This window comes from Aquabacterium parvum (assembly GCF_001447195.1).
GTDB lineage: Bacteria > Pseudomonadota > Gammaproteobacteria > Burkholderiales > Burkholderiaceae_C > Aquabacterium > Aquabacterium parvum.
This window is the reverse complement of sequence record NZ_LFRI01000260.1, coordinates 17,085-36,756: the sequence shown is the minus strand read 5'-3', so window position 1 is coordinate 36,756 and position 19,672 is coordinate 17,085. Positions and strand designations below refer to the sequence as shown.

19 protein-coding genes are annotated in these 19,672 nt (G+C 63.5%); 15 read left to right on the top strand and 4 right to left on the bottom strand.

The genetic code is table 11. The features are described 5' to 3' along the window. The first annotated feature begins 47 nt into the window (after positions 1 to 47). Together ABG80_RS09845 and ABG80_RS09840 are read left to right on the top strand one after the other, a co-directional pair. The gene (locus ABG80_RS09845) at positions 48 to 734 is read left to right on the top strand and encodes a heavy metal response regulator transcription factor (RefSeq protein WP_058087526.1); all 687 of its coding nucleotides are present in this window, start codon (positions 48 to 50) and stop codon (positions 732 to 734) included. Further along, positions 731 to 2,131: a heavy metal sensor histidine kinase gene (locus ABG80_RS09840; RefSeq protein WP_051068934.1), complete on the top strand. Its 1,401-nt coding sequence runs from the start codon at positions 731 to 733 to the stop codon at positions 2,129 to 2,131. Before ABG80_RS09845 ends, ABG80_RS09840 begins: the two co-directional genes overlap by 4 nt. On the opposite strand, the gene ABG80_RS09835 is transcribed toward ABG80_RS09840, so the two are convergent. Next, positions 2,071 to 2,790, bottom strand: a complete 720-nt coding sequence (locus ABG80_RS09835; protein ID WP_009238021.1) for a ZIP family metal transporter — start codon at positions 2,788 to 2,790, stop codon at positions 2,071 to 2,073. The genes ABG80_RS09840 and ABG80_RS09835 overlap by 61 nt on opposite strands. 276 nt (positions 2,791 to 3,066) lie before the next feature. Here ABG80_RS09835 and ABG80_RS09830 point away from each other — a divergent pair, with 276 nt between their 5' ends. From ABG80_RS09830 to tnpC, 13 genes are all read left to right on the top strand, one after another. Beyond that, positions 3,067 to 3,456 carry a hypothetical protein gene (locus ABG80_RS09830; RefSeq protein ID WP_017510856.1) on the top strand — a complete coding sequence of 130 codons (390 nt, stop codon included), beginning with the start codon at positions 3,067 to 3,069 and terminating at the stop codon, positions 3,454 to 3,456. A gap of 60 nt (positions 3,457 to 3,516) precedes the next feature. Then, positions 3,517 to 4,824 (top strand): TolC family protein, encoded by a 1,308-nt coding sequence (locus tag ABG80_RS09825; RefSeq protein ID WP_058087525.1) that lies wholly within the window; start codon positions 3,517 to 3,519, stop codon positions 4,822 to 4,824. Continuing rightward, entirely contained in the window at positions 4,821 to 6,014 is a 1,194-nt protein-coding gene (locus tag ABG80_RS09820; protein WP_009238024.1) for an efflux RND transporter periplasmic adaptor subunit, read from the top strand. Before ABG80_RS09825 ends, ABG80_RS09820 begins: the two co-directional genes overlap by 4 nt. After that, the gene (locus tag ABG80_RS09815; protein ID WP_058087524.1) at positions 6,011 to 9,250 is read left to right on the top strand and encodes a CusA/CzcA family heavy metal efflux RND transporter; all 3,240 of its coding nucleotides are present in this window, start codon (positions 6,011 to 6,013) and stop codon (positions 9,248 to 9,250) included. The genes ABG80_RS09820 and ABG80_RS09815 overlap by 4 nt, the downstream gene beginning before the upstream one ends. A 65-nt stretch (positions 9,251 to 9,315) precedes the next feature. Beyond that, entirely contained in the window at positions 9,316 to 10,101 is a 786-nt protein-coding gene (locus ABG80_RS09810; protein ID WP_009238026.1) for a HupE/UreJ family protein, read from the top strand. Positions 10,102 to 10,150: 49 nt separating this feature from the next. Then, positions 10,151 to 10,501, top strand: a complete 351-nt coding sequence (locus ABG80_RS09805; RefSeq protein WP_009238027.1) for a DUF6488 family protein — start codon at positions 10,151 to 10,153, stop codon at positions 10,499 to 10,501. Positions 10,502 to 10,575: 74 nt separating this feature from the next. Then, positions 10,576 to 11,895, top strand: a complete 1,320-nt coding sequence (locus ABG80_RS09800) for an MFS transporter (protein ID WP_009238028.1) — start codon at positions 10,576 to 10,578, stop codon at positions 11,893 to 11,895. Positions 11,896 to 11,899: 4 nt separating this feature from the next. Next, on the top strand, positions 11,900 to 12,445 hold the full coding sequence (locus ABG80_RS09795; protein ID WP_009238029.1) for a hypothetical protein: 546 nt from the start codon (positions 11,900 to 11,902) through the stop codon (positions 12,443 to 12,445). Then, complete coding sequence (locus tag ABG80_RS09790; RefSeq protein ID WP_009238030.1) at positions 12,442 to 12,840, top strand: hypothetical protein; 399 nt, start codon at positions 12,442 to 12,444, stop codon at positions 12,838 to 12,840. The genes ABG80_RS09795 and ABG80_RS09790 overlap by 4 nt, the downstream gene beginning before the upstream one ends. A 156-nt stretch (positions 12,841 to 12,996) precedes the next feature. Then, positions 12,997 to 13,299 carry a DUF3240 family protein gene (locus tag ABG80_RS09785; protein ID WP_058087523.1) on the top strand — a complete coding sequence of 101 codons (303 nt, stop codon included), beginning with the start codon at positions 12,997 to 12,999 and terminating at the stop codon, positions 13,297 to 13,299. 444 nt (positions 13,300 to 13,743) lie between these two features. Next, complete coding sequence (locus tag ABG80_RS09780) at positions 13,744 to 14,082, top strand: hypothetical protein (protein ID WP_148496246.1); 339 nt, start codon at positions 13,744 to 13,746, stop codon at positions 14,080 to 14,082. A gap of 286 nt (positions 14,083 to 14,368) precedes the next feature. Next, positions 14,369 to 17,410 (top strand): Tn3 family transposase, encoded by a 3,042-nt coding sequence (locus ABG80_RS09775; protein ID WP_058087522.1) that lies wholly within the window; start codon positions 14,369 to 14,371, stop codon positions 17,408 to 17,410. Then, a complete protein-coding gene (gene tnpC / locus ABG80_RS09770; RefSeq protein ID WP_067511783.1) occupies positions 17,407 to 17,751 on the top strand; it encodes a Tn3 family transposase post-transcriptional regulator TnpC in 345 nt (114 codons plus the stop codon). Before ABG80_RS09775 ends, tnpC begins: the two co-directional genes overlap by 4 nt. 129 nt (positions 17,752 to 17,880) lie before the next feature. On the opposite strand, the gene ABG80_RS09765 is transcribed toward tnpC, so the two are convergent. The 3 genes from ABG80_RS09765 to ABG80_RS09755 are packed head-to-tail and all read right to left on the bottom strand — an operon-like array spanning position 17,881 to position 19,591. After that, positions 17,881 to 18,441 carry a hypothetical protein gene (locus ABG80_RS09765; protein WP_058087520.1) on the bottom strand — a complete coding sequence of 187 codons (561 nt, stop codon included), beginning with the start codon at positions 18,439 to 18,441 and terminating at the stop codon, positions 17,881 to 17,883. Then, the gene (locus ABG80_RS09760; RefSeq protein ID WP_058087519.1) at positions 18,438 to 19,145 is read right to left on the bottom strand and encodes a hypothetical protein; all 708 of its coding nucleotides are present in this window, start codon (positions 19,143 to 19,145) and stop codon (positions 18,438 to 18,440) included. The genes ABG80_RS09765 and ABG80_RS09760 overlap by 4 nt, the downstream gene beginning before the upstream one ends. A gap of 50 nt (positions 19,146 to 19,195) precedes the next feature. After that, entirely contained in the window at positions 19,196 to 19,591 is a 396-nt protein-coding gene (locus ABG80_RS09755; protein WP_058087518.1) for a DUF6878 family protein, read from the bottom strand. Between the last annotated feature and the right edge of the window lie 81 nt (positions 19,592 to 19,672).

Sequence of the window (19,672 nt, the reverse complement as noted above, 5' to 3'; positions counted from 1 at the left end):
CTCACGAGTCATATCCGTCGAGCTCCCTTCCTTGAATTCCGCTACCCATGAAGCTGTTGGTTGTCGAAGATGAACCCAAGGCCGCGTCATACCTGCGCAAAGGGTTGACGGAGGAGGGGTATGTCATCGAGGTCGCCTACAACGGTGTCGATGGTCTTTACCTCGCATCGGTGCACGATTTCGACTTGGTGATCCTTGATGCGATGCTTCCTGGCATCGACGGTCTCGCAGTGCTTGCAGCGCTGCGCAAGACCAAGTCAACGCCAGTGCTGATGCTCACGGCTCGCGGCGGGATCGAGGACCGTGTCCAAGGCCTGCAGAGCGGCGCCGATGACTATCTTGTCAAACCTTTCGCCTTCTCCGAGCTGGTGGCGCGCATCCAGGCGCTGTTGCGTCGGCAGGGTGTCGTCCGGTCGGCATTCGACTCGGGCGTCCTGCGGGTGGCTGATTTGGAGGTTGACCTGCTGCGTCGCAAAGCAGTGCGGGCGGGCCAGCGACTTGAGCTGACGGTGAAGGAGTTCAGCCTGCTGACGCTGCTGTTGCAGCGCCAGGGGGAAGTGCTGTCGCGCACAGAGATCGCAGAGCGCGTTTGGGACATGAACTTCGACAGCGAAACCAACGTCGTCGAGGTCGCGATCCGACGCCTGCGCATCAAGCTTGATCAACCTTTCGAAAAGCCGTTGCTGCACACAGTGCGCGGCATGGGGTATGTGCTGGAGGCTCGCGGCTCATGAACTTGCCTCTGCGGCATGGTGGAAGCCTTCGACGCCGAATCTCCCGTTGGTTGGCGCTGCAGTCCGTGCTGGCGCTTGGCGGTGTATGCATCGTCGTCTACATCGTCATCGCCCTCACGCTCGCTGAGCGGCAAGAAGCCACACTCGACCAGAAGGAAGAGGCCATCGAGCACCTCCTTCTGGACGGTCGCAACCTCAGCGACGTGTCCAGCGTGCGCCACATGCTCAACGACTATCTGGCCGGGCATGACGAGCTGTCGTTGAGCGTGCTGGATGGCGGTGGCCACCTCATTGCGAAGTCGGAGCTGCAGCCGCCCAAGGACGCGAAAACGAAGCTCAGACGGTTCGACGTGAAGTTACCGGCCAACCTGGGCGAAGGGCGCGCGACCTTGGTACTCGACATGCGCCGCGACAGTGACTTGCTTGAAAGGCTGGCTTGGACGCTGGCGCTCGCGGCGCTGGCAGGCTCCAGCATCATTTGCGTGGGCGGCTATGTGTTGGTGTCGCGCGGCTTGCACCCCTTGCGCACCCTGGTGCGACAAACCTCGGCGGTGAGTGCGAGCCGCCTGGACGTGCGGCTGGATGGCGGTGAACAGGCCGAGGAGTTGCAGCCACTCATCGCGCAGACCAATGCGTTGCTTGGGCGACTGTCCAGTGCCTACACACAGATGGAGGCCTTCAACGCCGACGTGGCCCACGAGCTCAACAGCCCGTTATCCATCCTGATTGGCAGTTGCGAAGTGGCCTTGCGCCGCCCGCGATCTACGGCCGAGCTACGAGAACTGCTGGAATCCAATCTAGAGGAACTCCGCAGGATTGCCATGATCGTGGCGGACATGCTGTTCCTGTCGAACGCGGAACGGGGCGCAGTCGCGCGGCGTGGGCTGGCCCAGAGTCTTGCGCAGCTTGCCGGTGAAGTGGTCGACTATCACGAGGCTGCGCTTCATGAAGCGGGTCTGCAGACCGAGATTCGGGGCGATGCCACGCTTGCCGTCGATGCGGGGTTGATCCGGCGCGCGCTGTCGAACCTGGTCGGCAACGCGACCCGTTTTGCGATCAGGGGATCGACCATCTGGATCGACATTGATGATGAACCGGATGGCGGAGCCACGTTGAGCGTCTGCAACATTGGTAGTCCCATCCCGCCCGAGCATTTGCCTCGATTGTTCGACCGCTTCTATCGGATCGACGCGTCCAGGACGGATGCAAGCAGGAACCATGGCCTGGGTCTGTCCATCGTCGCCGCCATCTCTCGCATGCATGGCGGCACCGCAGGGGCCACGTCCACCGACAGCTACACGACCATCGGGTTCAGCGTCAAAGGGGGCGTGCCCGCTCAGAACAGCGTGATCACCCAGAAACCCACGAAGCCGGCGAACAACACGAGCATCGAGTAGGGCTTCTCTTCGTGCACATGTGCCTCTACCAGCAACTCCTCCGTGACGAGGTACAGCAACGCCGCCGCGGAAAACGCCAGGACGACAGCCACCGTCGATGCGGGCAGGGCGCTCAAGCTCCGATAGCCGACCAGTGCAGTCGTCAGGAGCGTCGCGGCAAGCGCCACGCACACCCAGAGCACACGTCGGCCTTGGATCGCCTCGGAAACCAGGGACATGCCCAGGAACAGCATTTCAGCGGACAGGCCAATGGCCAGCGCGAAGCCAACCTTCTCTCCAGCCGCAAAGCCGGCACCGATCGTCACGCCGTCCAGCGCCGCGTCGAGGAACACGGTGATGACCAGTCCGTAGTTGAGTTGCGCGGAATTGCTGCCTGGCGCAGTGTTCGCTGCGCGCGCCTCCAGCCAGGATCCCAGGCGCTGAACACCGAACATGAACAGCACGCCAAAGGCGAACATGCCCACCAGCGCTTGTGGAGATGCTGTCGACTGACGCATCTCTGGGAACACCTCGATGGTGATCGCAGCCAAGATGATGCCGGCTGCGACGTGCTGAACATTCGAGATCAGCGTCTTGCTGGGCTGCCAGAACGACGCCAGCCACCCTCCGAGCACCATGACGATGGCCGGAAGCGTGAGGAAGTAGTACACGCTGCCCATGACTTCATGGTACTGGCCCCCAGTACCTTGCCAAAGTACCCCGGATCGGGGACACTGTTTGCAACAGAAACCTTGGTCACTCGTGATCTTGGAACACCTCCAAGACCGCCGCAGTGATACTATCAACGACCCTCAGCTCCTGCTCGAGGCGGTACATGAGCACAGCGAACTAACTCAACATTTCAGAGGATCGTGAAGCCAATCAGCGTCATCCCACGAACATGCTCGCGCGACGGGGTTGCCCCCCAGCAGCGCGGCTGGGTGTGGGCGTTTCGCTTGTTGCTGGTCATGGTTCTGGTGTTTGACCAGGTCAGCGCACCGTTTCACCAGCATCACCATGACTTCGGCATTGATGCCGACGCTGGCTTGGCCGCTTTGCACAGCCCCTCCGGGGATTCCCTGGCCTTCGAATCGCATGCTGAGGACAGCCATGATGGGCTGCAAGCTGGCCACCCTGCCATCGCGCTGCGCTCGCAGGCCGCGTCGGAGCTGAGCGGCGTTCAATCGGTTTCCGATGCGCTGCTTTCTGTAGCGGCGTTCGTGGTGGCCTTCCCGGCCATCGAAGTGGATACGCCCGTCCCTGACTGGCCCGACCGCGGGCCACCGCAGTTCACCTCTTTCAAGAGCCTGCCCCCCGCAGGCCGTGCCCCTCCGCTCCACGCCTGAAAAGCCGCAAGCCGCTTTTCCCGGGCGCGCACCAGCGCGCGCTCAGTCCGTGGAGTTTTCATGTCATCGCAATTTCCCCTTCGCGCGCCGGTGCAGAGGCAGCGCGGTGCTGGCCTTGCCAGCCGCCGCAATGTCGTCTCGCAACCGAGCCTGGCGCTGTGCGCCCTCGCGCTCGCGCTCACCCTTTCAACAACCACCTCCCAAGCAGCCGACGCGCCGGCCTTCGGCGTGCTGCTGCAACAGTCACTGGCGCGGGCGCCCATCCTGCTTGAGCAGCAGGCCAATGCCGAAGCCGCGCGCCTGGACGCGGCGCAGAGCCGCAAGTGGCTCAATCCCAAGGTCGACGCACTTTCTGAAGACCTGAACGCGCCGAGCAACGGCGGTCAGAGCCCGCGTCAAATCACCTTCTCCATCAGTCAGCCGCTGGAACTGGGCGGCAAGCGAGCCTCTCGCATCGCCGTGTCCGACCGCGATTCCGATGTGGCCGAAGCCAGGCGCCGTGAAGCCGAAGTGCTGTGGGCTGCAAAGCTCGCCGTCGCCTACGGAACGGTCGAGGCGGCCCAAGGGCGGCAACGTGTGGCAGCAGATGAACTGAGCCGCGCCGGCGACGACTTGCGGGCCGCGCGCGCCCAAGTCGAAGCAGGCAAGGAAGCCAGTGTCCGCGTCGCGCAGGCAGAAGCCGGTGCCGCTGCCGCCCGTGGCGCCGAGCGCGCAGCCGCCGCCGACCTGACCCAGGCCCTGGAAGAGCTGTCTGCACTCGTTGGGTCCCAGGAGCGCTTCACCGGCATCGCCGGATCCCTGTTCAGCACGGCAGCCGACGCAGGCGCCGCAGCCGACGAATCTCCCACGCTGCGCGTCGCGCAAAGCGAGCGTGAGGCCTCCGAGGCCCGGCTGCAAGTGGAAGAGCGGCGCTGGATTCCAGACCTCAGCGTGACGGCCGGCGTGCGTCGCTATGCCTGGACGTCCCAGAACGGCTATGTGGTCGGCTTGTCCGCATCCATCCCGTTGTTCGACCGCAATCGAGACGGCGTCGCCGCCGCGCGCCAGCGCGTGCAGGCCGCCGACGCACGCGTCCTGGCTGCCCGGCTGGAGACAGCTGCAGCCCGTCGATCGGCGCAGGCGCAACTGCTGGCTGCGGAGGGGCAACTGGAAGCTGCTCTTGAGGGCGAGCGTGCGTCCGCCGAAGGCTATCGACTGGGCCGCATCGGCTACGACGCCGGACGCACGCCTCTTGTCGAGCTGCTGTTCGCTCGTCGCGCTTATTCCGAAGCTCAACGTTCAACCATCGACGCGCGATTGGCGCGCGTCCGTTCCCTGGCAGCGCTCGCGCAGGCGCAGGGCCGTCTCGCATTTGGAGAATCACAATGACAAGCAAATTCAAGCTGAACCAAGTGCTGATCGCGGCCTGCATCGCCGCCGGTGCAGGAGCACTGGGCTACGGCATTGCGAGCCGCAGCTCGAGCGGTGCAGAGCCGGCGCCAGCCGCCGCCGCACCGAAGCCGGCAGCGACCGCAAATGCGGCCAAGAAGGACGCGCCCGAGCTGAAGATCCCGGCGGACTACATCACCGCCGCCAACATCACTGTCGAGAACGCGTCTGGCTCTGACGTCCGCAATGAGCTTCTGCTCCCTGCGGTCGTGACGGCCGCACCGGGCGCGGAAGCCGCCGTGGTGAGCCGCGCAAACGGCACATTGGTCCGGGTCTTGCGCCGCCTCGGCGACACCGTCAAGGCAGGTGAGGTGCTCGCAAGTATCGAGAGCCTCGAAGCCGCCACCATGGTGAGCGACCGCCGCGTGGCGCAAGCCAAGGTCGACCTGGCGCGCAAGACGCTGGCCCGTGAGAAGAGCCTCTTCGACCAGGGCGTCACGCCTCGTCAAGCGCTGGAAGCCGCTCAAGCAGATGTGGACGTCGCTGAGGCTGAGGCTCAGCGGGCCGCTGCTGTCGCAGGCGCCGCGCGCGTCGGCAGCGACGGCCGATCGCTCAATATCGTGGCGCCCATCGCCGGCCGCATCACTTCCATCACTGCGCTTGCAGGCGCCCACGTGACGCCGGACCTTGAGCTGTTCCGTGTGGGAATGCCCGGTGCCGTGCAGATCGAGGCGCCTCTGACCGCGGACGATCTGCGTCGCGTGGCAGTGGGCGACTCGGCTACTGTTCTGACTCGCTCCGGCAAGCCGGTGCCGGTGACGGTTCGCGGCTTGACGCCAGGCGTCAGCGCCACCACGCGTGCGGCCACGGTCGTGCTCATTCCGACGGCGGGGCCGGATGCGCAATCGCTCCTCGCCGGCGAAGGTGTGCAGGTCCGCCTGCAGACCCGCGGTCAATCCACGCCGCAGGGCGTCGCCGTGCCCGAAGAGGCGGTGCAAAACATCGACGGTACGGATGTCGTGTTCCTCCGCACGCCTGAAGGCTTCCGCGTCCAGCAGGTCTACGTGGGTCTGCGCAGCGGTGGCCTGGCGCAGATCGTCACTGGCCTGAAGTCGGGCCAGCAGGTCGCCGTCCGCAATGCCTTCCTGCTGAAGGCCGAGGCGAAGAAGCTCGCGGGAGACGACGAATGATCCAAGCTCTTCTCCAGGGCGTGGTTCGAGCCCGTTGGATGGTGCTGTTTCTGACGGCGCTCGTCGCCGCCTTCGGCGCCTGGCAGCTCAACTTGCTGCCCATCGACGTCACGCCCGACATCACGAACAAGCAGGTACAGATCAACACGGTTGTCCCGACACTGACACCGGTCGAGGTTGAAAAACGAGTGACCTATCCGATCGAGACAGCGCTTGCCGGCCTGAACGGCGTGGAGAACATGCGCTCGTTCTCGCGCAATGGCTTCAGCCAGGTCACGGTGATCTTCAAGGAGAGCGCCAACCTGTACTTCATGCGCCAGCAGGTCACCGAACGCTTGAATCAGGCGCGGGCCAGCCTGCCCGAAGGTGCCGACCCCGTCCTCGGACCGGTATCCACTGGCCTCGGCGAGGTGGTGCACTACAGCGTCGAGTACAAGTACCCGCGCGGCGAGGGTGCGCCTGCACCGGCTGAAGGCAAGGCCGGCTGGCAGAAGGACGGCAGCTTCGTGACGGACGAGGGCGAACGCTTGCCCGATTCCGTCTCGCAGTTGGCCTACCTCCGCACGGTGCAGGACTGGATCGTCCGGCCACAGCTGCGCATGACGCCCGGCGTCGCTGACGTGGACTCGCTGGGCGGCTTCGTCAAGCAGTACGTCGTCGAGCCCGACCTGACGCGTCTTGCGGCCTACGGCCTGGACTGGAGTGAACTCGGTCGCGCGCTGGAAGACTCGAATCTATCCATCGGTGCCAACTACTTGCGTCGCTCAGGCGAGAACTACCTCGTCCGTGCCGATGGCCGACTGCGCTCCGTGGACCAGATCGCCAATACGGTTGTCGCGCAACGCAACGGCGTGCCGGTCACGGTGGGCCAGGTGGCCACGGTCAAGATCGGCGGTGAGATTCGCACCGGTGCAGCCAGCCGCGACGGCAATGAGGCGGTCGTCGGCAGCGCGCTGATGCTTGTCGGCGAAAACAGCCGGACGGTTGCCGCCGCCGTGGTCGAGAAGCTGGGAGAGATCAAGAAGACGCTGCCGGAAGGCGTCGTGCTGGAGCCCACGCTGGACCGCTCCCAGCTGGTGGTGGCCACCATCAAGACCGTCGCCAAGAACCTGACCGAGGGTGCGCTGCTGGTTGTCGCCATCCTGTTCGCCCTGCTGGGCAACTGGCGCGCGGCCGTCATCGCGGCGCTGGTGATTCCGCTGTCGCTGCTGATGAGCGCCATCGGCATGAACTCCTTCGGCATCTCGGGCAACCTGATGAGCCTCGGTGCGCTGGACTTCGGTCTGATCATCGACGGCGCCGTCATCGTGGTCGAGAACGCCTTGCGGCGCCTGGCCCATCGACAGGCACTGGAAGGCCGCTTGCTGACGCTCGGCGAGCGCCTGCAGGAGGTCATGGCTTCGTCCAAGGAAATGATCAAGCCGACCGTATACGGCCAGCTGGTGATCTTCCTGGTGTTCCTGCCGTGCCTGAGCTTCCAGGGCGTCGAGGGCAAGATGTTCTCGCCCATGGTGATCACGCTGATGCTGGCCCTCGCGTCCGCCTTCGTGCTGTCCATCACCTTCGTGCCGGCCATGCTGGCCGTCGTGATGACGAAGCACATCGAGGAGCGCGAAGTCAAGGTGATCCAGGCGACCAAGAACCGGTACCTGCCGGTGCTGCAGCGTACGGTGGCCAACCCGTGGCCATCGATCGTCACCGGCCTCGTCATAGTGGCGGCGGCAGCGGTCACCTTCCGATTCGTCGGCAAGGAGTTCATGCCCACGCTCGACGAACAGAACCTGAACCTCTCGTCAGTCCGCATTCCTTCGATGTCGATCGAGGACTCGGCCGCGCTGGACCTGCCCATCGAGCGGACCCTGTTGACCCTCCCTGAGGTCAAGACGGTCTACTCGAAGGCGGGTACGGCCAGCCTGGCGGCGGACCCGATGCCTCCGAACGCCTCCGACAACTACGTCATCCTGAAGCCCAAGAACGAGTGGCCCGAAGGCGTGACCACCAAGGAGCAGGTCGTCGAGCGCATCCGCGAGAAGATGTCGGCGATCGTGGGCAATGCCTACGACGCGACGCAACCGATCGAGATGCGGTTCAACGAGTTGATCGGCGGCGTCCGCAGCGATGTGGCCGTCAAGATCTACGGCGACGACCTCGACCAGTTGGCTGCGACCGGCCAGCGCATCGCCGCGTTGCTGAAGAAGATCCCGGGCGCGGTCGATACGCGCGTGGCGCAGACATCGGGGTTCCCAACCTTCGACATCGAGTTCGACCGCGTGGCGATTGCGCGCCACGGCCTCACGCTCAAGGAAGTTGCCGACACGGTGTCCGCCGCGCTGGCAGGCCGGCCGTCGGGTCAGATCTTCGAGGGTGACCGTCGCTTCGACCTGGTCGTGCGCCTGCCAGGCGATCAACGCAACAATCTGGACCAGCTGCGCGGATTGCCGGTGACGCTGCCCGCGGTCGACGGCAAGCCGCGTGCTTCGGTGCCGCTGGGTTCGCTGGTGCAGTTCAAGTTCACGCAAGGTCTGAACGAGGTCAGTCGTGACAACGGCAAGCGCCGCCTGTATGTCGAGGCGAACGTCAGCGGGCGGGACCTGGGCAGCTTTGTCGCCGAAGCGCAGAAGCGCATCGACGCCGAGATCAAGCTGCCAACCGGCGCGTGGATCGAATGGGGCGGCCAGTTCCAGAACCTGCAGGCTGCTTCCAAGCGGCTGGCCATCATCATCCCGGCGTGCCTGGTGCTCATCAGTGCGGTCCTCTACCTGGCCATCGGCAGCGCTGCGCTGACGGCGACGGTGTTGGCCACCATCCCGATGGCAGTGGCGGGCGGCGTGTTCACGCTGGCTATTCGCGACATTCCGTTCTCGATCTCCGCTGCTGTGGGATTCATCGCCGTGTCAGGTGTGGCGGTGCTCAACGGCCTCGTGATGATTTCGGCAATCCGTAAGCGGCTGGAAGACGGCATGGCGACTAGCGCGGCCGTGATCGAAGGCGCGATGGAGCGCGTGCGACCCGTCCTGATGACCGCTCTGGTCGCGTCCTTGGGCTTCATCCCGATGGCGTTCGGTACCGGCACTGGGGCCGAGGTACAGCGGCCGCTGGCAACGGTCGTGATCGGCGGCCTGATCACCGCGACGGTCCTGACGCTGCTGGTCCTGCCCGCGTTGTGCGGTCTCGTCCTGAAGCGGTCGGATCAGGCCAAGCCTGAGCCGGAACCCGAACCCCTGCCGCAAGCCTGAGCTTGATAGGGGAGGCGCGAGCGCTTCCCCGTCTCCCTGATTTTTCACCAGCAGTAAAGGAAATCATGTTCCAACGTCTTGCCCGGCCGCTGCTCGCGGTGGGCCTGCTCCTCTCCGCCGCGGCCGCCTGGGCGCACGGCATCTCCGAGGCCGACAAGCAGCGCATGCTGGATGGCGGCTACCTGCAGTACATCGGGCTGGGCGCCAGCCACATGCTGACCGGCTACGACCACCTGTTGTTCCTGTTCGGTGTGGTGTTCTTCCTCACGAAGTTCACCGATGTGGCCAAGTTCGTCACGGCGTTCACGCTGGGCCACTGCATCACGCTGATCTTCGCGACGTTCCTGAAGATCACCTGGAACTTCTGGCTCGTGGATGCACTGATCGCGATCAGCGTCATCTACAAGGGGTTCGACAACAACGGCGGCTTCCAGAAGTACTTCAACCGCCCGTCGCCCAACCTACTGCGTGTCGTCTTCGCCTTCGGGCTGCTGCACGGTTTCGGCCTGTCCACCCGCCTGCAGCAACTGCCGCTGGGCGACGACAACTTCAGCATGCTGATGCGGATCCTGAGCTTCAACGTCGGCGTTGAGATCGGGCAGATCGCCGCTCTCGTGGTCATGGTCGCCCTGCTGTCCCTGTGGCGCAAGCGTGAGTCGTTCCAGCGGTTCAGCACGTTCTCGAACAACGCACTGATGACGCTCGGCGCGCTGTTGCTGTTGATGCAACTGCACGGCTACCACCACGACTTCGATGCAGAGAACCTGCGCTTCCCCGAGGAGGAGCACAAGCACCTGCATGAAGACATGGACATCGACAAGAGCACCCGCACGGGACGCGAGAGCCTCTGATGGCCGCGTTCTTTGAGTTTTCCCCCACCCCCCACCAAAGGAGTTTTCCATGAAGAAACTGTTCGTCTCGATGGCCGCCATGGCCGCATTCAGCCTCTCCGCTCCCGCCTTTGCCGGCGGTGACGGCGACTGCCATTTCCACGGCAACACGCCAGCCAAGGCCGAGACCGTGTCGGGCTGCGCCGTGAAGCGCCAGCAGGCGCTCATCGCCGGCGGCAAGCTCGACAAGTCCTGGCAGAGCATCAAGCCCGGCACGCCCGAGCAGGTCGATGGCCAGAAGGGCAAGGAATGGAAGGTCACCTTCAAGGATCCGGCCGCTGCCGACAAGTCCAAGGCGAACCTCTACATGTTCTTCACGCCGCAGGGCAACTTCATCGCTGCCAACTTCACCGGCAACTGATCGGTCTTTGACCGTTGCGGCGCCAGCAGGCATTGCGCCTGCTGGCGTCTGTCCCCCTTTCGCGGAGCACCGCCATGTTGGATGTCCTTGCCAATCGGACGTACCGCCACCTTTTCTTCGCCCAGGTCATTGCGCTGGTCGGAACAGGGCTGGCCACCGTCGCACTGGGCCTGCTGGCCTTCGACTTGGCAGGTGCGGACGCGGGCGCAGTGCTCGGCACCGCGCTGGCCATCAAGATGGTGGCCTACATCGGCGTCGCACCCATCGCCTCGGCGTTTGCCGACAGGGTGCCGCGCCGCACCTTGCTGGTTGCGCTGGACCTCGTGCGCGCCGCCGTCGCGCTGGTGCTGCCCTTCGTCACGGAGATCTGGCAGGTCTACGTGCTGATCTTCGTGTTGCAGTCGGCCTCTGCGGGTTTCACGCCCACATTCCAGGCGACGATCCCTGATGTGCTGCCCAAGGAGGCGGACTACACCAAGGCCTTGTCGCTATCGCGCCTGGCCTATGACCTTGAGAGCCTGGCCAGTCCGGCGCTGGCTGCAGCACTGCTGACCGTGGTCAGCTTCCACAGCCTTTTCCTTGGGACGGTTGTGGGTTTCGTCGCCTCGGCCGTACTGGTTGTCTCTACCGTGCTCCCCAAGGCAAAGCAGCCGCCGCGGCGCAGCATCTACGAGCGCACCACGCGCGGCAGCCGCATCTACCTCTCCACACCGCGGCTGCGCGGCTTGCTAGCGTTGAACCTCGCTGTCGCGTCCGCCAGCGCCATGGTCATCGTCAACACGGTGGTGCTGGTGCAGAGCCAGCTGCAGCTCAACCAGCGTTTCACGGCCGGCGCACTGGCGGCCTTCGGCGGCGGCTCCATGCTGATTGCCCTTGGGCTACCCAAGCTCCTGGAGCGCTTGCCCGACCGGCGCGTCATGGTCTTTGGCGCGTCTGTCCTGACCATCGGCCTGCTGCTTGGACCCTTGGCGACGGGCAACTATGCGGCGCTCGTGGTGCTGTGGCTGCTGTTGGGCATGGGCTACTCCCTCGCTCAAACGCCGTCCGGCAGGCTGCTGCGCCGCTCGGCCAGCGAGCAGGACCGACCAGCGCTTTTCGCCGCGCAGTTCGCGCTTTCGCACGCCTGTTGGCTCATCACCTACCCGGTCGCCGGATGGCTGGGCGCCAAGGCCGGCCTGAACGCCAGCTTCATCGCTCTGGGCATTCTGGCGGGAGTGACCACGTTCGCGAGTCTCTGGCTTTGGCCCAAGGACGATCCGGTGGAGGTTCCTCATACCCACGGTGATCTGAAAGAAGGCGATGAGCACCTGCAGAGCCCGGCCGTGGACGACGCTCGGCAGCACTCACATGCATACGTGATCGACGACCAGCATCAGCGGTGGCCAAGGAGCTGAAGTCATGGACAGGCGCGCAGTACTGGCTTGGATGAGCTGCGTCACCGGGAGCTTGCTACTGCCCGGTTGCGCAAGCTTCCTGCGGGGCAGCTCCGTGGGACCGCAGTGCTACCGCGCGAGGAATGGCCCCGGGATCAAGGCGATATGCACGCCGGAAGCCGTCCCTGACGAAGAAGCCGAATCGCGAGCCAAGCGGTTCGAGCCGGTCGCCGGTCAGCTGACCATCTATCTCGTCCGCCACCGGTGGGGAGATGCCGCCAATAGGGTCAAGGTGGGCATTGCCGGGGAGCGGTTGGTGACGACCATCCCGGCTTCGCTGATTCGGATCGCCGTGCCGCCTGGAAAGCACCTCCTGGTCTTTAACTGGGCCAAAGGGCATGGAGTGCTACAGGTCCAGGGCGACGCCGGACAAGTGCTGTTCGTGGATCTGGTCGGCAGCCTGTGGATCTGGAACGAGTGGTACCGGTTGGAGATGGGCGACCCCTCGTTTCGAGACAGGGCGATGAAGAGTCGGCTCGTGGCTGACGTCAAGCTGGGCGTGCGCGAGTGACGCAAAAACTCCTGCTGGACGTTGGGACGCAAGTGGCGGAATCGGACTTCCCGCCAGAGTCCGCCGCGGCTCACTTTGAGGCGATCGGCAAGGGCATCAACGACGTGGATGTCATCGTGCAGGCCTTGCTGGAGAGGCTCCCTCCGTCCAAGCCTTGGCAGCGCCAGTTGCGCAGCCATCTGCGCGATGCGGACCGGCACGTGGAGATTCTCAGGCTGGAGATTTCACTGGAACACGACAGTTCGGAGATCCACGCGGCTGCGCTCAAGCTCAAACATGTCCTCGAGATCGCGAACTTTCATATCGCGGGTGGTCGCGCGGAAGGCTGGATAAGGAACGCGCTGGCGGTGGCCTACCGCAATGCGTCGCTTGTCAGTAAGTTGCTGGCGCCTTGACTTTTCAAGCTAGCAATATGTCGGCCAGTTAACGCCATTGCTCCGCTGACGACAGATTCGTAGTCGACCCACCCGGACTCTGTCCGGGGGGGTGCCAAAGTGCTCTTGAGGTTGACCGAGCTTGCTGCTTTGTCGGGAAAACGTTCAAGGACCCTCATGACTGATATGCAATGTCTGAACCTGCTTGCGCCGATAGCTATGGAGGAGCGAACTGTCAGTGCGCTTGTCTCCTCCGGCGTGTGCAGGACATATCTCTGTTCGCCCGTCTACGCCCATGGGTTCGAGCATTTCGACCTGGATGATGACGGAGGCCTTGCGGGCGGTATTGCAGCCTTGGTCAAGGCAATCGTGCCCGCCGAAAGAATGGAGGAGCTTCTCAAGCACCTGCAATTCGAACTGGCGCTCACCGGTGTGCGCTTCTGGATCAGTCCGGTTATCCGCCAAGGGGAGTTCGCGTGAATCACCGGAGCCTGGCATTGCACCGACCCGCCGTACTGCTGTCGGCAGCCGTCGGCGTATGCCGCCGACGAAGACGTACTCGCAGCTCCAGTCGAACTGGAAGGCGTCGCCCAGCTCGAAGCTCATCGGCACGAAGGCTGCACTACGCGGTGCGGCGTCTTGCTCGGCCCGCTAGGCTCGCACCCAGCGGGTCACACGGGCGTCGCTGCCGGCCGCTGGCTTCGATGGTCGTCGCGTCCAGCGTCAGCCCGCACCGGTCCAGGGCTTGGCGATCACAAGTGGCTTTGGGGAGCCCGCGATCAGACCGGTCGCGCCCTTTGGTTCCATCGCCGCTGATCCCTAACCTGGTCACGAGTCAGACCCCGATCGAAGATGCGCTGCGCCCTTTACGCCACGTCATTGGGGACGGCAACAAACTTGCCAGGGGCGACTCGAACTCGCTTCATGCTTAACCCTTCGCATCCGAGTACTTTGCCATGCTCGCGATTCAAACAAGAACGCGCCAGGCTGGGGTTGGTTCGGATCGTTGTAGCCAGCGGCGGCGTGCATAAAGGCGTACCGGCTGCGCACGCGCTGGCCGACTCCGCTCCGGTGGACGAGCCGTCGATCTTGATGATCTGGGCGTGTGCGGAGAACGAGAGTGCGGCAGCGCAGACAGTCAGCGCGCCAGTGATGAAAGAGGACGACGGCGGCCGCATCGGCACCTGGGTCACCATCACCGTCGCCGAACGAGGGCGAGCGGTTGCGCAAAGCCCAGATCACGGCAAAGGGCTCGCTGCGTGAGCGTCGAAGAGCGGCGGCTTCCGCTCAAACCCTAGGTTCAACGGCGAGCTGTGTTGCTTATCATTTCTCTCGACCACCACGGTGCACTGAAACAGAGCCGATGAGCTCACGAGGCGACGGGTGGAGACAAGCGCGGGGGCGAAGTTCTACAGCATTGAGGTTTGTTCTATGCCCGTTTTCATCGGAAGTTTGCCGCCCGAACCGCCAACCCCTGCGCGACCTGATTGCGCCAGGGTGATTGCCTCCACGTTTGGCAGTCGGGATGTGACGTCGCGCCCGCCGGCCCATGGCGAGCGTTGAGCGCACCGCCTATCCTCGATTTCCTCGTCTCCTAACACCGCAAAAGCTGCGGAAGCTGTTCACTCCGTCGAAAGACGAGGTGGAGTGGGTCGCTGCAAGTTCGCGCGGTGAAGACCGTCGGCTGTCGCTGACGGTGCAGTTGAAGTGCTTCCAGTACCTGCACTTCTTCCAGCCTGCAGAGAGCATTCCGCCAGAGGTGGTCGAGCATGTGGCCGTCTGCTTGGGCTTCGCGCCCCAGCAGCAGCTCCGGTATCCCGAGGCCAGCGGGAACGGGGCCTTGTATCGTGACCACGACAAGGTTCGCGCCTTCCTGAAGATCCGGCCGTACAGCGGGCCCAAGCCCCGGGCCGAGGCTGTTCGCATCGCGCGCAGAGCCAGCTCGGTCGTCAACACCGTGGTCGACGTCATCAACGCGCTGACCACGGAACTCGTGATCAAGGACTACGAACTGCCGAGCTTCAGCACGCTTCACAAGATTGCTGAGAAGGAGCACGAGGCTGCCGAGCAAGCCATCTTCGACGGGGTCGAGCGCAAACTCACCAACGACCAGCGGCGTTGGCTGGACGAGTTGTTGATCTCGGAGTTATCCAACTGGCAGACCCGGTACAACGAGCTGAAGCGGTCGGCCAAGAAGGCGTCGCGCCAGCACCTTGATGAACTGCTCGAGCAGCTTGGCTGGCTCGAATCGCTGCCGGACAGTGACTCGCTCCTCGAAGGCTTGACGCAGCCCAGGCTTAAGTACCTTTGCGACCTGGCCACGACTCGCGACGCCGGGGAAATGAAGGACTTCTCGCAGGCCAAGCGCCACACGATGACTCTGGCGCTGATCCGGCAGATGCGCGTGCGCGCCCGTGACGACATCGCGGAGATGTTCATCCGTCGGCTGACAGCCTGCCACAACGCCGCCCAGGAGGAGCTGAAAGAACTGCAGGCGCGCCAGCGCGAACTCAGCGAGGAGCTTGTGGCCAAGCTGGAGCGGGTGCTCGAGCTGCTGGCTGAAGATCTGTCCGACGAGGAGACGGGCAAGCGGGTGCGAGAGCTGCTGGCACCGCACGGCAGCCTGGACCAGTTGCGCGCCGACTGTGAAGCGATCCGCGTCTGGAGCGGCAAGAACTACCTGCCCCTGCTGCGCAAGCCGTTCAATTCCTGGCGGGCGCCCCTGTTCCGCATGGCCAGGGCGGTGGAGTTTGGCTCGACGAGCCAGGACAAGAGCCTGATCGATGCGCTGCAGATCGTGCTGGCTAACCAGGGCGCCAAGGCCGAATGGATAGCGGACGAGGTCGACCTGTCGTTTGCAACCTCGCAGTGGCACAAGCTCGTATTGCGGTCGGGCGGCCACGGCCATCCGACCAATCGCCGCTTCTTGGAGGTCTGCGTCTTCAGCTATCTGGCCACCGAGCTGCGCAGTGGCGACGTGTGCATCGCGGGTTCGGACCAGTTCGCTGATGACCGCAAGAAGATGATGCCGTGGAGCGAATGCCTGAAGCTGCTGAGCGAGTACTGTGAGAGGGCAGGCATTCCGGCGACCTCCGAGGCCTTCGTCGAGGACCTGCAAAAGCAACTCGGCGACACGGCCATGGAGGTCGACACAGAGTTTCCGCACCATGCATCCGACGTCACCATCGGGCCCACGGGCGAGCCGTCGCTGCGACGTGCCCAGGCCAGGGAGGTGCCTCAATCGGCCATTGCGCTCAATACCGCGGTCGCGGCCAAGATGCCGTCCCGCCATCTGCTGGACGTGCTGCAGAACATCGAGCACTGGACCAACTTCACGCGGCACTACGGCCCGCTGAGCGGGGACGACGCCAAGATCCGAAATGCGACGGCCCGCTACCTGGTCGTGAACTGGGCGCGCGGCACCGGCATGGGCGTCGTTCAGGCCTCGCGCCACTTGGTCAACCAGATGTCGGCGCACCAGCTCTCGTTCGTAGATCGGCGGCACATGAGCTTGGACCAGCTCAATGCGGCGTTCCGGGAGATGAGCGAGTTGTTCCTCCAGTTGCCGCTGCCCAAGCACTGGGGTGATGCCACCAAGGTCGCCGCCGACGGCACGCACTACGACTTCTACGATCAGAACCTACTGGCCGGCATGCACTTCCGCTACAAGAAGATGGGTGCCGTGGCATATCGCCACGTGGCGACCAACTACATGGCGGTGTTCCACCACTTCATCGCGCCTGGCGTACTGGAGGCGGTGTACGTGATCGAGGGCCTACAGAAGGCGGGACTTTCGGTCCAGGCTGACACTGTCTATTCAGACACCCATGGCCAGTCGGAAACCGTCTTCGCCTTCACCTACCTCAGTGGCATCGACCTGATGCCTCGCATCCGCGGCTGGAAGGATCTGAAGTTCTACCGCGTCGACCGGAAGACGAAGTACCAGCACATCGACAAGCTGTTTACCGACGTCGTGGACTGGGCCCTTATCAAGTCCCATTGGAAGGACCTGATGCAGATCGCGATCTCGATGGAGGCCGGCCATGTGGCCTCGCCGGTGATCCTCAGGAAGCTGAGCAACAACAGCCGCAGCAACCGCGTGTACGCAGCCGCTCGGGAGCTGGGCCGCGTCTTGCGCACGATCTATCTGCTGCGCTGGATCAACAGCAAGGAGATGCGCCAGGAGGTGACGGGGCAGACCAACAAGATCGAGCAGTACCACGCGTTCTCTAAGTGGCTCGACTTCGGCGGCGGGGTCTGGGAGAACGATCCGAACGAGCAGCAGAAGGCTTTACGCCACAAGGACATCGTGGCGTCCGCCGTGATGTTGCACAACACAGTCGACACGATGATGGTCATCGAGGATCTGATCTCTCGCGGCTACCCGGTCAGGGAGGAGGATTTCCCATGGCTGAGTCCCTACGGCCAGCACACAAAGCGCTTTGGGGCTTTCGCGCTGGACCCGAAGAAGCCGGTTGAACCGTGGCTGAAGGACGCCCTGTATCGTCAGGCTGCCCGACAGGCAAGGGCGAACGCCGAGAGCGTCGCCAAGGACCCATCGAAGGGTAAAGGAAGGCGAGGACAGTCATGACCAGCGAATCCTCTGTTCAAACGGCACACGGCATGGTGGACGCGGCGGCTCTCGAAGCCGCACAGGGCTCGTTCGACACCCGATTGCTGCTGCAAAGCGTCGACGAGATTGACGAGGTGGTCCGCCAGTTGTCTGGCGAGGGTGGGTTGAGGGACCAACTTCTTCAGTTGCATGCCATGGCCAGCACCGTCCTCAACGGGGCTGGGATTTCTAGCTCAACCGGCACGTCGTTGCCGGAAGCTGCGGCCGACGTCATTGACGATGTGAGAGAGGTCGTATCGGTCTTGCGCCGCACCGCTGATCGAACCGCGCCGCTCGCGGCCTTGTCGCCAGGCGAATAGGACGTCCAGCCGCGCCGAGGCTGTGGGCGTCAGCGCTCCATATTCCAATCGCGCATAGAACGGCCAGCGGTTAGATTCCAATGGCTTATGTAGGATTTTGACCCGTATCTCGGCAGACCCTCGTGCGGATCAGCTGGCCACAGGATCCCCACCGATGCTGATGAGGCCTCTTTCATCGAGCAAGTCGGCCAGGCGGCCACCGCTACGAGCGTGCTCGACCGGCAGTTCCGACAACAGTGAACGCTGAAGCAGTACGACGACATCCGCCAGCTCGTGCTCGTCGCCGCCGAATCCCTCGTAGATCTCCCAGGAAAAGTCATCGAGCCAATCCTCGATCTGCTCCAACAGTACCTGCTCGGATTGATCGGCGCCTGCGGCCGACAAGGCAAGTGCCTCGGGGTCAAGCACAAGGTCCTTCGCCTCCACATCCGCGTATGCGTATCCACGGCCGTTATCGTCAATGGCAAAGTCACCCGCCACGACCAACCGTACCTCCCGAATCCATGGGAATTCGAGCAAAACACCCAGCACGCAACAGCCGGCATAGGCCCTGTCCATTGCCGCCCTGGCACGCTCGGCGAGCGGCAGAAGATCTCGGATCAAAGCCACCCCAGCATGGTTGACCTGGAAGGGCTGGTCCTCATGGCCAAGCGTGTAGTCAGCCTGGCTAATCAGTTCTTCGAAATTCATACGCACCTTTCTATGTTGGAACGGTGGTTGCCTTCGGAGAAGACAACACAGTTTTTGTGGATGGAAGGGAGCACCGAACTCCACCAGGTCGGCCTGTCGCAGACCTTGTGTTGATCCCATCGACCATCGTTGTCGCTGACATGGACCTCGATGCAGCGCGGCGAACTCACCAGCTCCTGCACCAACGCCATGCTTCGATCACCCGAGGCCGAGGCCAAGATGCTCAGATGCGAGAGATCGATGGCGAAAAAGACGTTCGCTTCGAGCAGTTGCCCGTACTCAGCCCAGCTAGACACCAGCAACTCCTCCCCTCGGGCACTTGGGTACTGCCCCTCAATGGCGACAGGACAACCGAAGAGGTCCTGGCAGCGCAAGGTGTTGTCCACCAACTGGGAAAAAGTCGCATTCCGGCGCCGGCCGCTGTGGGCGGAGTAGACAGGCGCCCTCAACCTTTGGCTGACCCGCGCTGCCTCAATGAAGTAATCGGCATGCGATTCATAGTTGGAAAGGTCTGCCAGTCTTTGCCCCACCGTCAGGCGCACGTTGGCGTGCAGTCGAAACTGAACGGCTGGAAAGGCCTCCTGAAGCACGTCGACGAGCTCGTCATCGATGCAACCGCGAGACTGGGGGACCAGTTGAACATGATCCGTCCCGAGACTCCCAAACACGGGCTCCACTAGGCCGTTATCAGTCACAAACCGCATGGCCTCAAGAACTGGTCGACCAGGCAGGCAGGCTAATGAGACTTGGGCTCTCATAGCTCGGTCACCGTCTGTTCAGTTTCGACATAGCAATCGTGATGGTCCAGCCACGCACGACCGCCCTGGCAATCCATCACCAACTCACCGTGGCCACCGTCATTGATCTCATAGCCGCTGTGGTTCTGCCCGATCACGTGTTCGGCAAAGGCTGTCAAAGCATCCTCGATGGACATGGCCTTGAACTCTTGGTGCCTGATCCATCCGCGCTCAGCTTGGTAGGCGGCGCGCTCGTGCAGCATGGAAATTTGAACCGAGAGGTCAATGCAAGGCTCTGTGCAAACCTCGTTGACTTGCCCTTCGTCGCCCGCCCCGGAGTAGGTCACCGTTGCGGTGGCGACGGAAGACGCGCTCAGCACCTCCAGCAAGATGCCCTTGTTGAAGGAGATCAACTCCTGGGGCGAAAGGCATCTGCCCAGTACGGACGTGGATGGTTCTTCGTAAGGAACTACGCTCATAGATGGCTCCATGTG

Bases quoted from the DNA above. Each gene is read 5' to 3' on its own strand.
- ABG80_RS09845 (WP_058087526.1), top strand. From the start codon at position 48: ATGAAGCTGTTGGTTGTCGAAGATGAACCCAAGGCCGCGTCATACCTG.
- ABG80_RS09840 (WP_051068934.1), top strand. From the start codon at position 731: ATGAACTTGCCTCTGCGGCATGGTGGAAGCCTTCGACGCCGAATCTCC.
- ABG80_RS09835 (WP_009238021.1), bottom strand. From the start codon at position 2,790: ATGGGCAGCGTGTACTACTTCCTCACGCTTCCGGCCATCGTCATGGTG.
- ABG80_RS09825 (WP_058087525.1), top strand. From the start codon at position 3,517: ATGTCATCGCAATTTCCCCTTCGCGCGCCGGTGCAGAGGCAGCGCGGT.
- ABG80_RS09820 (WP_009238024.1), top strand. From the start codon at position 4,821: ATGACAAGCAAATTCAAGCTGAACCAAGTGCTGATCGCGGCCTGCATC.
- ABG80_RS09815 (WP_058087524.1), top strand. From the start codon at position 6,011: ATGATCCAAGCTCTTCTCCAGGGCGTGGTTCGAGCCCGTTGGATGGTG.
- ABG80_RS09810 (WP_009238026.1), top strand. From the start codon at position 9,316: ATGTTCCAACGTCTTGCCCGGCCGCTGCTCGCGGTGGGCCTGCTCCTC.
- ABG80_RS09805 (WP_009238027.1), top strand. From the start codon at position 10,151: ATGAAGAAACTGTTCGTCTCGATGGCCGCCATGGCCGCATTCAGCCTC.
- ABG80_RS09800 (WP_009238028.1), top strand. From the start codon at position 10,576: ATGTTGGATGTCCTTGCCAATCGGACGTACCGCCACCTTTTCTTCGCC.
- ABG80_RS09795 (WP_009238029.1), top strand. From the start codon at position 11,900: ATGGACAGGCGCGCAGTACTGGCTTGGATGAGCTGCGTCACCGGGAGC.
- ABG80_RS09785 (WP_058087523.1), top strand. From the start codon at position 12,997: ATGACTGATATGCAATGTCTGAACCTGCTTGCGCCGATAGCTATGGAG.
- ABG80_RS09780 (WP_148496246.1), top strand. From the start codon at position 13,744: ATGCTTAACCCTTCGCATCCGAGTACTTTGCCATGCTCGCGATTCAAA.
- ABG80_RS09775 (WP_058087522.1), top strand. From the start codon at position 14,369: ATGGCGAGCGTTGAGCGCACCGCCTATCCTCGATTTCCTCGTCTCCTA.
- tnpC (WP_067511783.1), top strand. From the start codon at position 17,407: ATGACCAGCGAATCCTCTGTTCAAACGGCACACGGCATGGTGGACGCG.
- ABG80_RS09765 (WP_058087520.1), bottom strand. From the start codon at position 18,441: ATGAATTTCGAAGAACTGATTAGCCAGGCTGACTACACGCTTGGCCAT.
- ABG80_RS09760 (WP_058087519.1), bottom strand. From the start codon at position 19,145: ATGCGGTTTGTGACTGATAACGGCCTAGTGGAGCCCGTGTTTGGGAGT.